Raw genomic sequence first — 13,058 nt, forward strand, 5'->3', positions numbered from 1 at the left:
CTAAACAGTTTAACTATAAACCATTTCCCCTATGAAAAGAATCACATCAATCCTCCTGCTCCTCATAGCAGGAGCACTCACCCTCACTAGTTGTGACTGGGATAATCCGATCACAGGTGGTGACACGCCAAGAGAGCCTGAAAAGATCTCACAGTGGCTACTTCCCATAGAGCGTTACGGCATCACCCTCGATGAGGTGACTCAGATCGAGGAGGGACGCGGTAACAAGGTCAAGCGCACAGACGAGCTGATGACCCTGACCGCTACGCCTCAAGATACCTCGGCAGTACGAGAGATCGTTTACTACTTTGACAAGAGCAGTCACTATCAGGTAGCTCGTGTACAGTTTGCTTCGCAAGAGAGTGCCAAGCAGTTTATCCAGGAGTATCTGCTCAACAATGGCTTCGTCAAGAGCGACCTCCGCACCGCCAAGGCTTCGGAAGAGATCTACATCAGCGCACCGCGCGGTAGCCGTGTCTCCTCAGTCGTCCTCGTGGATGGTGAGCAGACTGAGCCGATCTTCTGGTGGGCTAGCAACGACAACAAGAAGACCAACTGGCTACGTGTCGATCCCCTTCAGGATCAGACTACCGGTATCTGGATGCCTCTCCTACCCTACGGGGCTACCCTAGAGATGGTTCAGCTCTTTGAGGCTCGTATGGGTCACACTTACGATGCAGAGGCGAGCAAGCCTGACAAGGGCGTCTACAAGTTCAAGACGGGACACGAGGTGTACACACAGACCACCTACTGGCTTGATCTTGAGACAAACCACTTCCTCGAGGAGAGCAAGGTCTCTTGCGACACACTTCATCGCCCCACGCCTGAGCAGATCGATGCCTACCTGACGGCACAAGGCTTTAGACCTTCAGGTCTACAAGATAAGGAGGGCAACTCTCTTTACTACGACAAGGCGCTCAAGCTCGTCGCTCACATCGATATGAATATCCCTAAGGACGAGACGGCTAAGGCAACCTTCCGCCCTGGGATTCAATACTATGTTGAGAACCTTGACGACAAGATGCCTTATGAAGAGGTGGACTTCCCGATGCCTCTCTTTGGCTTCGATAGAGACACGTTAGCGACTGTCATGAAGGAATACGCTAACCAGGACTACACGGCAGCTGTCGTTGATATGCTGGCCGACGATATGCCCTTCCCAGCAGTACAGACACGCTGTAAGTACTTCCCGACGATCATCTTGCTACCCTCTGACACCGACCCACTCTATGGCGCTGCACTCGTTGTCTGTACCGACCTCAGAGCACTACACTCACCTATGATTGTGGATCGCCTAGAGCGTCGAGGCTTCGTATATGATCCTAAGAGGACCATACTCCTACCTACTTATGTCAACGAGCAGGAGGGTGTGATGGTGCAGATCGATGATGGTGCTGTGACTGGTATTACAAATATCAGCTTCAGTCCTATCGAGGACTTCAACAGAGCATCGGCTCCACTGGCACGACGCCTAAAGCGATAGTGCTAGACCGAGCGATATAACATCGACAACACAATAGTACGGGCGGGCTCACCATGTAGTGAGTCCGCCCGTTGTCGTCTAGAGAGTTTGGGAGAGTGGCTGAGTAGGAGTCGCCCTCCTCGTTAGCCGTATCATACTCTACTACTTATACATACGAGTTCCAAAAGAAGTTTCCCTCTTGGAACTTTTTAGTTCCAAGGGAGGAACTCTTTAATTCCAACGGAGGAATTTTTTAGTTCCAACGGAGGAACTTTTTAGTTCCAAGGGAGGAAACGTCTATTAGCTAGTAATAATTCGTACCTTTGTAACCTAAGTAATACAAATGAATAACTATGAGCCACTCCTCACTGATTAGCGAACTGAAGGCGCGTGGGATGATTCATAACATCATGCCAGGCACCGAAGAGCAACTCACGGAGCACCTGACAACGGCCTACGTGGGCTTTGACCCGACGGCTGACTCGCTCCACATCGGTCACCTCGTCGGCGTGATGATGCTACGACACTTGCAGCGTGCTGGACACAGACCTATAGCTCTACTGGGTGGTGCTACCGGTATGATCGGCGACCCCTCGATGAAGTCCCAAGAGCGCAACCTACTAGATATGGATACGCTCCGACACAATCAGGAGTGCATCGGTCGACAGCTGGGGCACTTCCTCGACTTTGAGTCTGACGCTCCCAATAAGGCACTACTACTGAACAACTACGACTGGATGAAGGACTACAGCTTCCTCAACTTCATCCGAGACATCGGTAAGCATATCACGGTGAACTATATGATGGCGAAGGATAGCGTCAAGCGACGCCTTGAGGCGAATGCCGAGGCGGGACTCTCCTTCACCGAGTTCTCCTACCAGCTCCTCCAGGGCTACGACTACCTGCACCTCTACCGTGAGTACGGCTGCCGTGTGCAGATGGGTGGCTCTGATCAGTGGGGTAATATCACAACTGGCACGGAGCTGATACGCCGCATCGAGGGTGGTGAAGCCTTTGGCGTGACCTGCCCACTGATCAAGAAGGCTGACGGCACGAAGTTTGGCAAGACAGAGCAAGGCAACGTCTGGCTAGATCGTCGCTACACGTCACCCTACACCTTCTGTCAGTTCTGGCTCAATGTCTCCGACGAGGACGCCGAGCGCTTTGTCAAGATCTTTACCAGCATCCCCTTGGAGGAGATCGACTCGCTCATAGAGCGTCATCGTCAGGCACCGCATGAGCGCCTACTCCAGCATACGCTCGCCGAGCAGCTCACGGTCATGGTTCACGGACGTGAGGATTATGAGCAGAGCATGTCGGCTGGGCAGATACTCTTTGGCAATAACACGCACGACCAGCTACGTCAGATGTCGGAGGAGCTACTCAAGGAGGTGATGGCAGGCGTACCAAACTACAACGTCGGCCGGACGCTCCTAGAGCAGGCAGACGGTGTGAAGCTGCTAGATCTACTGGTAGAGCATGCACCGATCTTTAAGTCCAAGGGCGAGCTGCGCAAGCTGATCGCTTCGAACGGCATTAGCCTCAACAAGGAGAAGGTCGCTGACCAAGATTGTGTGGTCACCACCGATGACCTGATCGCTGGCAAGTATCTGATCGTGCAGCGAGGTAAGAAGAACTACTACCTCATCACGGTCTCTGCCTAGCATAAAAAGGGAAGCCCTATGCTCCTCTCGGTCGTTCTAGTCAACTACAAGGTGCCGCAGCTGACCATCGAGGCGGTTCGCTCGGTGCTGGCTAGTTGTCGTCGGCTGGACGGAGAGGTAGAGGTGATCGTGCTGGACAATGCCTCGGGCGATGACTCGATGACTCGTCTCCGCACAGCCTTTGGTGCGGAGCCTAGGGTCAAGCTACTAGAGAGTGCTACGAACGGAGGCTTTGCCCGTGGCAACAACCAAGCGATCGCCGAGGCGCATGGCGACTATCTCCTACTACTCAACCCCGATACGCTGGTGGGTGAGTCGACACTCGCCTACTGCTTGACTTTTCTCCAGACCCATCCCGATGCTGGTGCCGTGGGTCCTCGACTCATTAATCAGTCTGGCGTGATGCACCCCGAGTGTAAGCGGGGCGTGCCTACGCTGTGGCATAGCTTCTGCCGCTTCACACGTCTCTACCGCATGGCTCCTCACTCTGCGTGGCTCAATGGTTACTACCAGGGGCATCTCTCGCCTGATGAGGTGCAGCAGGTGCCGGTGCTGACGGGTGCTTTCCTGATGATGCGACGGTCACTATACCTAGCGGTGGGCGGACTAGACGAGCGCTACTTCATGTATGGCGAGGACATAGATCTCTGCTACACAATAGAGCAGGCGGGTTACCACAACTACTACCTCCCGACACCAGTGCTCCACTACAAGGGCGAGTCGGAGCAGGCGGTCGACAGGGTGCGCTACGAAGAGAACTTCTACGGAGCGATGCGCCTCTTCTATCTCAAGCATCAGGGGGAGAATTGGTGGAGTCGACATGTGACCACGCCACTCGTACTTGCTGCCATCAATCTACAGCGTCGCTTAGCGCTTTGTCGTCGCAAAAAGAGAGCTTCGCATACCACGCTACCCGCACCGCAGACCATATCGCTGACGCTTGCCGAGCTAAGCGCAGATGTAGAGGCTTTTCCCCTGGGGACTCGACTAGAAGTGTCGCTAGCGGAAGCTTCGTACGACTCCCTACTAGAGACTATGGAGCGCTGCGCTGCGCGGAGATACCTATTTATAGTAAACCCATAAGACTATTTCGCTGAAGCTATGAAGCACAAACCGATCATCATAGGCGTAGCGGGCGGCACTGCCTCGGGCAAGAGCACCCTGGTGCGCCGTCTGCAGGAGACCTTTGTCGATGAGGATGTCGTAGTCCTCAGTCACGACTACTATTACAAGGCGCACGATGAGCTGCCTCTGGAGCAGCGTGCTAAGCTCAACTATGATCATCCCGATGCCTTCGACACGAAGCTGATGTGCGAGCAGATTAGCCAGCTTTGTGAGGGGCACAGCGTGGAGCGCCCTGTCTACTCTTTTGTCAATCACAACCGCATCCCCGAGACGGTCACCATCGATCCGCCTTGTGTACTGATCATCGACGGGATCTTGATCTTTGAGAATGAAGAGCTGCGTGATCTGATGGATGTCAAGATCTACGTTCAGACAGACGATGATGTGCGCCTAGCGCGTCGCATACAGCGCGATGTCAAGGAGCGAGGACGCAGTGTGGACTCGGTCATCGAGCAGTACCTCACGACGGTCAAGCCGATGCATCAGGAGTTTGTCGAGCCTTCACGGCGCTACGCCGACCTGATCATCCCGGAGGGCGGCTTTAACTCCGTTGCCGTGCGTCTCTTAATAGACAATGTGCGCTCACTCCTCACCTCAAGAGCTAAGCATTAGAGGTTGAATATTTAGCGGACAGATGTTGGATCAGATATTAGGCTTCGATCTCTCAGCTCTCGTATGGTCTGAGATTACGGTGACGAGGATTCTAGACTTCATCGGGACCTTCGCCTTCGCTATCTCTGGCATACGCCTAGCGTCGACCAAGCAGATGGACTGGTTTGGAGCTTACGTGCTGGGAGTCACGACGGCTGTAGGCGGAGGTACGCTACGAGATCTATTCCTAGGAGTGACGCCCTTCTGGATGCTGCAACCCTCCTACATGATCATCACCTTTGTGGCGCTCCTCTACGTATATATCTTCCGAAAGATCGTCATCCGCACAGCTCCGACGGTCTTTGTCTTTGACGCTATCGGGCTGGGACTCTTTGTGGTGGTCGGCGTCGACAAGACGCTCGCCATGGGCTTCCCCAGTTGGGTGGCGGTCATCATGGGTACCGTGACCGGCTCCTTCGGAGGGTTGCTGCGAGACATTATCCTCAACGAGACGCCCCTCATCTGTCGCCAAGATATCTACGCTTTGGCCTGTATCATCGGAGGCATCGTATACACCCTGATGCTCCGCTTCATACCTATAGATATAGTCTACGCACAGCTTGTGTCAGCGGGCTTGATCATTCTGATCCGCATCCTCGCTGCGCACTATCACTGGCACTTGCCACAGCTCAAGGGAGTCAGCAACTCCAAGTAACTTACATCTCTTATGAAAAACATTATGACCTTCCTACCACTCGCCCTCACGCTCTTGCTGGCTTGCCAGCCCTCCACTGAAAGCAGTGCCGAGGTGACACCTACGGATACGATCGCAATAGCAGACACGGTCGTGGCTGAGCCTCAGCCCGAGCTTACGGCAGATCAGATTGTCATCGACCGGGAGCTAACCTTTGATAAGTATACGCTCGAGGACTCCTATGAATATAAGGAGAAGACGCGCACCATACAGTGGGATAAGATACAAGCGCAGCTCCTACGCATCGAGCAGCTACAAGCAGAGCCACAGCAGTGGGGCGTACTGCAAAACTATAAGAACGCAAATGGCGAGGCGCCACTGACCAAAGCGTGGTCTCGCGATAGCTACAAGCTAGTCTCAGACTCGCTCGGTGTGGAGCGCTATCAGTCTGTGCCACTCTATGCCCCCTCGGACACCCTCACGCCAGAGCTTTATGGTCGCGATGGGACGCTCATAGCGATGACCGACACCTTGGGCAGCAAGTTTTGGCAAGGCAGAGTCGAGTCTCCCGAGGCGGAGTGGTATGTGCCACGGCGCTACGTTCAGCTGTTGAAGCCCGATGTCACCTTCTCTCACGTGGTCGTAGTAGATCGCAAGAACCAGCACATCGTCGTGCTGGAGCGTCAGTCGCCAGCGCACTACCTCGTGCGGAGCATCAACCCCGCCACGACGGGGCGTCACAAGCCGCCCCACGCTAAGGAGACGCCTCTAGGCATCTTCCTCCTGCAGCAGAAGAAGCCGAAGATGTTTTACACCAGTGACGGGTCTAGTCGCATCGCAGGCTTTGCGCCGTGGGCTAGTCGCTTCACTTGCGGAGCCTATATACATGGTGTCCCCGTAAACAATCCTAAGGGCAAGATCGTTGAGTACAGTCCATCGCTCGGCACGACGCCCCGCTCGCACATGTGCGTCCGCAATGCCAGTTCGCACGCTAAGTTTGTTTATGACAACTGCCCCACGCTCGCCACGCTCATCGTGGTGATCGAGTGACCCTTTGTTGTGTAGGGTAGGCTTGCGAGATAAAATATTATTCGTACCTTTGCAGGCGAAATACATCGTCGTACTCATTGTCGCCCCATTGAGGTGGGGCATTGAGTGGCGAGGATGATATGAATGTCTCACAAATAACCTCATAAACAAGATGTACCTAGACAGTACCAAGAAGCAAGAGATCTTCGCACAGTACGGAGCCTCAGCACAGGACACAGGCAGTGTCGAGAGCCAGGTAGCTCTCTTTACTTATCGTATTCAGCACCTCACGGAGCACCTCAAGGACAACAAGAAGGACTTCTCTACCTCACGTAGCCTGAAGATGCTCGTAGGTAAGCGTCGTCGTCTGCTAGACTATCTCGCTAAGAAGGATATCGAGCGTTATCGTAAGCTCATCGCTGACCTTGGCATCCGTCACACGACGAAGTTCTAAGCAGCGCGTCCAGCCGAAGGTACTGGTAAAAATTAGCCGAAAGAGGACATTCGAAAAATAAATCCTCCAAAGCTATTGCAGATTCAAAAAGTTTTCGTACCTTTGTACTCACAAATCGGCAGGGCGCCCTTTAGCACCTCTCGGTGGTTAGGAAGAGCGACGGCTCTTATAAGTTTTGAGTTTGTGTACTCATAATATATACGAGAGGATTATTAGAGAGTGGGTGTCCGAAATGCGGAAGTAGCTCAGTTGGTAGAGCACAACCTTGCCAAGGTTGGGGTCGCGGGTTCGAGTCCCGTCTTCCGCTCTCCGATATATACAGATATTGGTTTAGAGTAAGAACAGATAAGCGTAGTGAGCCGCACAGCTCCTACGCTTATCTTGTTTTATTAGTGTATGTCAAGAGCTGACTAGCCCAAGCTCTCTACACCGCCTTAGACTGAGAAGATGTATATTTGCAAGTAGGAGACTGTTGCATAAAGGCGAATCGCTGTGTTGCTTTCGGGATTCGGCTTCGGTCACATACGGAGGTATGCTCCCTTCAGACCTCACCCTCAGCGCCTTGCGCTTCATCCTTTCTGTAAAGTCTAGACAATCTTGCAAGCAAGATTGTGAGACTGTTGACTTTTGCAACAGTCTCAAGTAGAGAGAGGCGGGTCGGATGACTCTCTAACTTCTACTCTCTAACTTCTAACCTCTAATCTCTAATTCCCCCTATGCACGAATTGGTTTGTCCGAATTGCCATCAGCCGTTTAGTATTGATGAGCGTGGCTATGCGCAGCTGCTAGAGCAGGTGCGTGGTCAGGCCTTTGACAAGGCACTCGCAGAGCGCGTGGCACTTGTAGAGGAGCAGAGCCGACAGGCGCAGCAGCTAGCTGTAGCGCAGGCCGAGGCGACGCTCAAGGAGCAGCTCTCCCAGCGAGACACTCAGCTGGTTCAGCTGCAGAGCAAGCTCGACGCCATGGGCGAGAAGAGCCAAGCGGATCTGCAGCTGGCTCTGGCCAACAAAGAGCAGACGATCACCGAGCTGCACGCTCAGCTAGCGCAGCAGGAGAGCTTGCGAGATAATGAGCGCCTGAAGGTGCAGGCCGAGAGCCAGAAGACACTACAAGCCAAGGAGCAGGAGATCACTGCTCTGCAAGCTCAGGTGGCGCTACAAAGCAAAGAGGCTCAGCTGGAAGTCAAGCAACTGCAAGAGCAGCACGAGCTAGAGAAGAAGATGCTGGAGCGAGAGGTAGACTTCTACAAAGACCTCAAGACCCGCATGTCCACCAAGATGCTCGGCGAGACACTCGAGCAGCACTGTGCCTTAGAGTTTGAGCAGAAGCTGAGATCCTTCTACCCCCACGCTTACTTTGAGAAGGACAACGATGTGGTCGGTGGCACCAAAGGAGACTTTGTCTTTCGTGACTATGCCGAGGGTAATGAGCTAGAGTACATCTCCATCATGTTTGAGATGAAAAACGAAGCCGACACGACCTCCACGAAGCATCGCAACGAAGACTTTCTCAAGAAGCTCGACGAGGATCGGCGCAAGAAAGGGTGCGAGTATGCCGTCCTCGTGTCGCTCCTAGAGCCAGACAACGAGCTCTACAATGGTGGCATCGTCGATAAGTCACACCGCTACGAGAAGATGTATGTGATCCGGCCCCAGTTCTTCGTACCGCTGATCACGCTCCTCGTCTCCACCTCACGCAAGAGCCTCGACATACGCAAGCAGCTCTTCGAGGCGCAGCAACAGTCCATCGATATCACACACTTTGAGGAGGATATAGAGGAGTTCAAGGACAAGTTCGGACGCAACTTCCGCCTAGCGAGTGAGAAGTTTCAGAAGGCAATCGAAGAGATCGACAGTTCGATCAAGCATCTGCAGAAGATCAAGGAGCATCTCATCGGTAGCGAAAACAACCTACGCCTAGCCAACGACAAGGCGGAGGGGCTCACCATTCGCAAGCTCACCTACAAGAATCCGACCATGCAAGCGAAGTTTAAGGAGCTCAAAGCGCAGCGCGCACTCGAACAGCCTTCAGAGGATTAAACTATCGAACACGACATATATATAGAGAGGGGACTCGACCGCTACCGTGCGATCGGGTCCCCTCTATCATTAAGAGACTATTGCAAAAGTCAACAGTCTCATTTAGCTACGCTAGACGAGTGGCGGGAGGTCGGGACGTGTGAGGTAGTCAGCGACGACCACGGGGTAGTAAGTATGCTCCAGACGATGAATGCGCTCAGCGAGCGTATCGACCGTGTCATCGGGATGAACCGCTAGACGCACCTCGCAGAGCGTCGAGCCACGATCGAACTGGTCGTCGATGAGGTGGATCGTGATGCCGCTCACGGAGCAATGATCCTCTAGTACACGCTCATGGACGCGATCGCCATACATCCCCTTGCCTCCATAGTCGGGCAGCAGCCCCGGGTGAATGTTGAGGATACGCTGCGGGAAAGTGCGCAGCAAGCTCTCTGGCACCAAACCCAGGAAGCCCGCCAGGACAATAGCCGTCACCCGATACTGCTCCCGAAGTTGCTTAGCAAAAGCGGGGTCTCGCATCTCCTTGCGCTGGAAGGTGAGGGACGGTATGCCCAGTCTCTCAGCACGCTTGAGGACTCCAGCGTGGGGGTTGTCAGTTGCTATAAGCGCGACAGAAATGTCGTCGATATGAGCCAGGTAGTGAACAAGAGCCTCCGCATTTGTTCCATTGCCTGAGGCGAAGATAGCTATGGTTTCCATTTTTATTCGTACATTTGTTGCACATAAGGGGCGCATGTGTGCAAAATGCAGTGGCATTCGCACGCTCTCACGTCTCTTGTGTACAAAGGTACAGCTAAATCTGCGGACACGATACGCCTCAGCGCCAAGCGGTCTGCACCGAGGCTTACCGATCCAGTATGACTAATCAATTATTCATCAAATAAACCTATTAAGCAATGAACGCAGAAGTAGAAAGCAAGGTCAAAGACCTAATAGCAGACAAACTCAACGTCGAGCTCTCAGAGGTAACTCGTGAGGCAAACTTCACCACCGATCTTGGTGCTGACTCACTCGACACTGTCGAGCTGATGATGGCCTTCGAGAAGGAGTTTGATATGACCATCCCCGACGAGGAGGCTGAGGGTATCAAGACCGTTGGCGACGCTATCGACTACATCGAGAAGCAGCTAGCATAAGCCATCCCGAGGAGTAGACAGAGTGCTCTCCTCACCATACGATACAGAGGTCTCGTCGCATAGCTATGCGACCACCTAGATCCTCTGTAGCACATACAGAGCCCGAGGGCAAGTCTCAGATCTCCCAGCGTGGGTGCTGGGCTTGCCCTTGTGCATTTCCCCACATTCAGTTTACACCGCTAGAACCTGCTGCTCATAGCAGCAGACTCCTCATATCCTTGACGCTTGACTTTGATATAGCCTATGCAATTTAACAGAGTAGTCGTGACTGGCCTAGGTGCCATCACCCCCATTGGCAATGATGCTCCTACCACTTGGCAAAACATGCTAGCCGGTAAGAGTGGAGCAGCTCCCATCACACAGTTTGATGCCTCCAAGTTCAAGACCCAGTTCGCCTGTGAGGTCAAAGGCTTTAATCCAGAAGAGCACTTCGACCGCAAGGAGGTACGCCGCTATGATCGATATACACAGCTCGCACTGGTAGCGACAAAAGAGGCGATCGCAGACTCTGCTGTAGACCTAGAGCATGTCGACAAGAACGAGGTCGGCGTCATCATCAGCGCAGGTATCGGAGGACTAGAGACCTTCCAGGAGGAGATCATGCAGTATGATCCCGAGCGGGGGCCCCGCTTCAACCCCTTCTTCATCCCGAAGATGATCTCCGACATCGCTGCTGGACTCGTATCGATCGAGTACGGCTTCCACGGACCCAACTACAGTGTCGCCTCAGCTTGTGCCTCCTCAACCAATGCAATCATCGATGCCGCTATCATGATACGTCTAGGCAAGGCGAAGATGATGGTCGCCGGTGGTAGCGAGGCTGCTGTGACGGTCGCTGGTATCGGCGGCTTCAACGCAATGCATGCACTCTCCACACGCAATGACTCACCCGAGACCGCCTCTCGCCCCTTCAGTGCGAGCCGTGACGGCTTTGTACTAGGCGAGGGAGCTGCGATCCTCATACTTGAGGAGTATGAGCATGCAGTAGCTCGTGGGGCTAAGATCTATGCAGAGTTCGCCGGCTTCGGACTCTCAGCCGATGCCTATCACCTGACCGCTAGCCACCCCGAGGGACTAGGAGCCAAGCTCGTCATGACCCGTGCCTTAGAGGATGCTGGTATGAAGCCCGAAGATGTAGACTATATCAACGTTCACGGCACCTCTACACCCGTCGGTGATGCCTCAGAGGTCAAAGCGATCCAAAGCGTCTGGGGCGACAAAGCGTACGACCTCAACATCAGCTCCTCGAAGTCTATGACAGGACACCTGCTCGGTGCTACGGGAGCCCTAGAGGCTATGGCTATCGTCAAGTCCATCCAGGAAGATGTCGTCACACCGACCATCAATCATGAGCCAGGAGATGAAGACGACCAGATAGACTACAAGCTCAACTTCACCTTTGACAAGGCACAAAAGCGCACCGTCAACGTAGCCATGAGCAATACCTTCGGCTTCGGAGGTCACAACGCTTGCGTCATCTTCAAGAAGGTTCGATAAGCGCGCACTCACTATACGTAGATCGCATCGCATAGAGCCTATGACAATCTATCAGCGACACTTCCTCACGCCTGTCTGCATCCGCTCGTTAGAGCAGACACGCGTGAAGGGGTGTCGCTCTTTTGAGGCTCCTAGAGAGGTAGTGCTATGAGTTTGATCAGACTCTCTCGAACCAGAATGTGGCTCCAGGAGCTCAGCGAGCGCTGGCAGCACTGGTGGAGCAACTTGCGTGGAGACAACTCACAGCGCACACCCAATCTGACGACCCTCTTCGATCGGATAGGTATCGTGCCGGTCCGCACAGACCTCTACCTCCTAGCTATGCGTCACCGCTCCTGCTCTATCGTCGGAGAGGAAGGAGAGAAACTCAATAATGAGCGGCTCGAGTTCCTCGGTGATGCAGTCCTCGAAGCCTCTATCTGCACCTACCTTTATCAGCTCCACCCCACATGGGACGAAGGCGAGCTAAGCAAGTGCAAGAGTTCGCTCGTGAGCCGTCCCGTCAATAACGAGGTGGGGCGACGCCTCCATCTGGAGCGTTATATCATCATGGTGCCAAGCGCCTTAGACAACTCGGTAGACATCTACGGCAATACCGTAGAGGCACTCATCGGCGCCATCTACCTCGATCAGGGCTACGCCCGTACGCAAGAGTTCGTCCGGGACTTTATCCTCCCCACCTATCGCGACATGCAGGCTCACACGGTGGCGAGCATTCAGAACTATAAGAGCGAACTGATTGAGTGGGTTCAGAAGCATCACCTCTCTCACGAGTTCCGCCTCGAGGAGCACGAGATGGCACCGCACGATCACTTCATCTACAGCGTTTGGATCGATGGCAAGCCCGTAGGGCGCGGCGCAGGCAGTAGCAAGAAGCGCGCCCAGCAGGAGGCAGCACGCGACACCCTCAAGCTACTCCAGCAGGCCTACTCAGCCATACAGAGCCACGGAGGCTAAGTCCTTATATCTCTAGAGGCTGTGGCTCCATCCGATAGCCTTTTATGAGACTGTTGCAAAAGTCAACAGTCTCACAATCTTGCTTGCAAGATTGTCTAGACTTTGCAGAAAGGATGAAGCGCAAGGCGCTGAGGGTGAGGTCTGAAGGGAGCATACATCCGTATGTGACCGAAGCCGAATCCAGAAAGCAACACAGCGATTCGCCTTTATGCAACAGTCTCTTTATGATAGTCACGACAGGAAGTCTATTCCCACGTGGCTATTTTTTATTGGCCACGGAAGAAACAAAAAATCTCCACGTAGGCGAGAATCATTTCCTCGGACGTATCGTTTGATTCTTCCGAAGTTTCACTTCTCGCCCACGTGGAGATTTTTTGTTTCTCAGTGAGCTATTTGGAAATTCCTACGTG

12 protein-coding genes and 1 tRNA gene are annotated in these 13,058 nt (G+C 53.6%); 12 read left to right on the forward strand and 1 reads right to left on the reverse strand.

The features are described from left to right. Positions 1 to 31: 31 nt before the first annotated feature. The 9 genes from PORAS_RS01440 (at position 32) to PORAS_RS01480 (ending at position 9,058) form a co-directional block, all read left to right on the forward strand. Positions 32 to 1,483, forward strand: a complete 1,452-nt coding sequence (locus PORAS_RS01440; protein ID WP_013759908.1) for a hypothetical protein — start codon at positions 32 to 34, stop codon at positions 1,481 to 1,483. 332 nt (positions 1,484 to 1,815) lie between these two features. Further along, positions 1,816 to 3,126: a tyrosine--tRNA ligase gene (tyrS, locus tag PORAS_RS01445; protein ID WP_013759909.1), complete on the forward strand. Its 1,311-nt coding sequence runs from the start codon at positions 1,816 to 1,818 to the stop codon at positions 3,124 to 3,126. An 18-nt stretch (positions 3,127 to 3,144) separates the two neighbouring features. After that, positions 3,145 to 4,209: a glycosyltransferase family 2 protein gene (locus PORAS_RS01450; RefSeq protein ID WP_013759910.1), complete on the forward strand. Its 1,065-nt coding sequence runs from the start codon at positions 3,145 to 3,147 to the stop codon at positions 4,207 to 4,209. Between the two features lie 18 nt (positions 4,210 to 4,227). Continuing rightward, positions 4,228 to 4,863 (forward strand): uridine kinase, encoded by a 636-nt coding sequence (gene udk / locus PORAS_RS01455; protein WP_013759911.1) that lies wholly within the window; start codon positions 4,228 to 4,230, stop codon positions 4,861 to 4,863. Positions 4,864 to 4,885: 22 nt separating this feature from the next. After that, a complete protein-coding gene (locus PORAS_RS01460; protein WP_013759912.1) occupies positions 4,886 to 5,557 on the forward strand; it encodes a trimeric intracellular cation channel family protein in 672 nt (223 codons plus the stop codon). A 12-nt stretch (positions 5,558 to 5,569) separates the two neighbouring features. Then, positions 5,570 to 6,586, forward strand: coding sequence for a L,D-transpeptidase (locus PORAS_RS01465; RefSeq protein WP_013759913.1), 1,017 nt, complete (start codon positions 5,570 to 5,572; stop codon positions 6,584 to 6,586). Between the two features lie 151 nt (positions 6,587 to 6,737). Then, positions 6,738 to 7,019, forward strand: a complete 282-nt coding sequence (gene rpsO / locus PORAS_RS01470; protein ID WP_004331294.1) for a 30S ribosomal protein S15 — start codon at positions 6,738 to 6,740, stop codon at positions 7,017 to 7,019. A gap of 234 nt (positions 7,020 to 7,253) precedes the next feature. Next, positions 7,254 to 7,326 (forward strand) — tRNA-Gly (locus PORAS_RS01475). Between the two features lie 409 nt (positions 7,327 to 7,735). Further along, positions 7,736 to 9,058, forward strand: a complete 1,323-nt coding sequence (locus tag PORAS_RS01480; RefSeq protein ID WP_004331312.1) for a DUF2130 domain-containing protein — start codon at positions 7,736 to 7,738, stop codon at positions 9,056 to 9,058. Positions 9,059 to 9,169: 111 nt separating this feature from the next. Here the strand turns inward: PORAS_RS01480 and purN are convergent, their stop codons facing one another. Next, positions 9,170 to 9,757: a phosphoribosylglycinamide formyltransferase gene (gene purN / locus PORAS_RS01485; protein WP_013759914.1), complete on the reverse strand. Its 588-nt coding sequence runs from the start codon at positions 9,755 to 9,757 to the stop codon at positions 9,170 to 9,172. A gap of 197 nt (positions 9,758 to 9,954) precedes the next feature. Here purN and PORAS_RS01490 point away from each other — a divergent pair, with 197 nt between their 5' ends. The 3 genes from PORAS_RS01490 (at position 9,955) to rnc (ending at position 12,648) form a co-directional block, all read left to right on the forward strand. Beyond that, positions 9,955 to 10,194 (forward strand): acyl carrier protein, encoded by a 240-nt coding sequence (locus tag PORAS_RS01490; protein ID WP_004331282.1) that lies wholly within the window; start codon positions 9,955 to 9,957, stop codon positions 10,192 to 10,194. Between the two features lie 243 nt (positions 10,195 to 10,437). After that, entirely contained in the window at positions 10,438 to 11,691 is a 1,254-nt protein-coding gene (gene fabF, locus PORAS_RS01495) for a beta-ketoacyl-ACP synthase II (protein ID WP_004331309.1), read from the forward strand. Between the two features lie 147 nt (positions 11,692 to 11,838). Next, positions 11,839 to 12,648: a ribonuclease III gene (gene rnc / locus PORAS_RS01500; protein ID WP_245528037.1), complete on the forward strand. Its 810-nt coding sequence runs from the start codon at positions 11,839 to 11,841 to the stop codon at positions 12,646 to 12,648. Positions 12,649 to 13,058: the final 410 nt, after the last annotated feature.

The sequence above is a fragment of the Porphyromonas asaccharolytica DSM 20707 genome, assembly GCF_000212375.1.
Taxonomy (GTDB): domain Bacteria; phylum Bacteroidota; class Bacteroidia; order Bacteroidales; family Porphyromonadaceae; genus Porphyromonas; species Porphyromonas asaccharolytica.

Excerpts from the sequence above, each read along its gene's own strand:
- PORAS_RS01440 (WP_013759908.1), top strand. The coding sequence starts at position 32 with ATGAAAAGAATCACATCAATCCTCCTGCTCCTCATAGCAGGAGCACTC.
- tyrS (WP_013759909.1), top strand. The coding sequence starts at position 1,816 with ATGAGCCACTCCTCACTGATTAGCGAACTGAAGGCGCGTGGGATGATT.
- PORAS_RS01450 (WP_013759910.1), top strand. The coding sequence starts at position 3,145 with ATGCTCCTCTCGGTCGTTCTAGTCAACTACAAGGTGCCGCAGCTGACC.
- udk (WP_013759911.1), top strand. The coding sequence starts at position 4,228 with ATGAAGCACAAACCGATCATCATAGGCGTAGCGGGCGGCACTGCCTCG.
- PORAS_RS01460 (WP_013759912.1), top strand. The coding sequence starts at position 4,886 with ATGTTGGATCAGATATTAGGCTTCGATCTCTCAGCTCTCGTATGGTCT.
- PORAS_RS01465 (WP_013759913.1), top strand. The coding sequence starts at position 5,570 with ATGAAAAACATTATGACCTTCCTACCACTCGCCCTCACGCTCTTGCTG.
- rpsO (WP_004331294.1), top strand. The coding sequence starts at position 6,738 with ATGTACCTAGACAGTACCAAGAAGCAAGAGATCTTCGCACAGTACGGA.
- PORAS_RS01480 (WP_004331312.1), top strand. The coding sequence starts at position 7,736 with ATGCACGAATTGGTTTGTCCGAATTGCCATCAGCCGTTTAGTATTGAT.
- purN (WP_013759914.1), bottom strand. The coding sequence starts at position 9,757 with ATGGAAACCATAGCTATCTTCGCCTCAGGCAATGGAACAAATGCGGAG.
- PORAS_RS01490 (WP_004331282.1), top strand. The coding sequence starts at position 9,955 with ATGAACGCAGAAGTAGAAAGCAAGGTCAAAGACCTAATAGCAGACAAA.
- fabF (WP_004331309.1), top strand. The coding sequence starts at position 10,438 with ATGCAATTTAACAGAGTAGTCGTGACTGGCCTAGGTGCCATCACCCCC.
- rnc (WP_245528037.1), top strand. The coding sequence starts at position 11,839 with ATGAGTTTGATCAGACTCTCTCGAACCAGAATGTGGCTCCAGGAGCTC.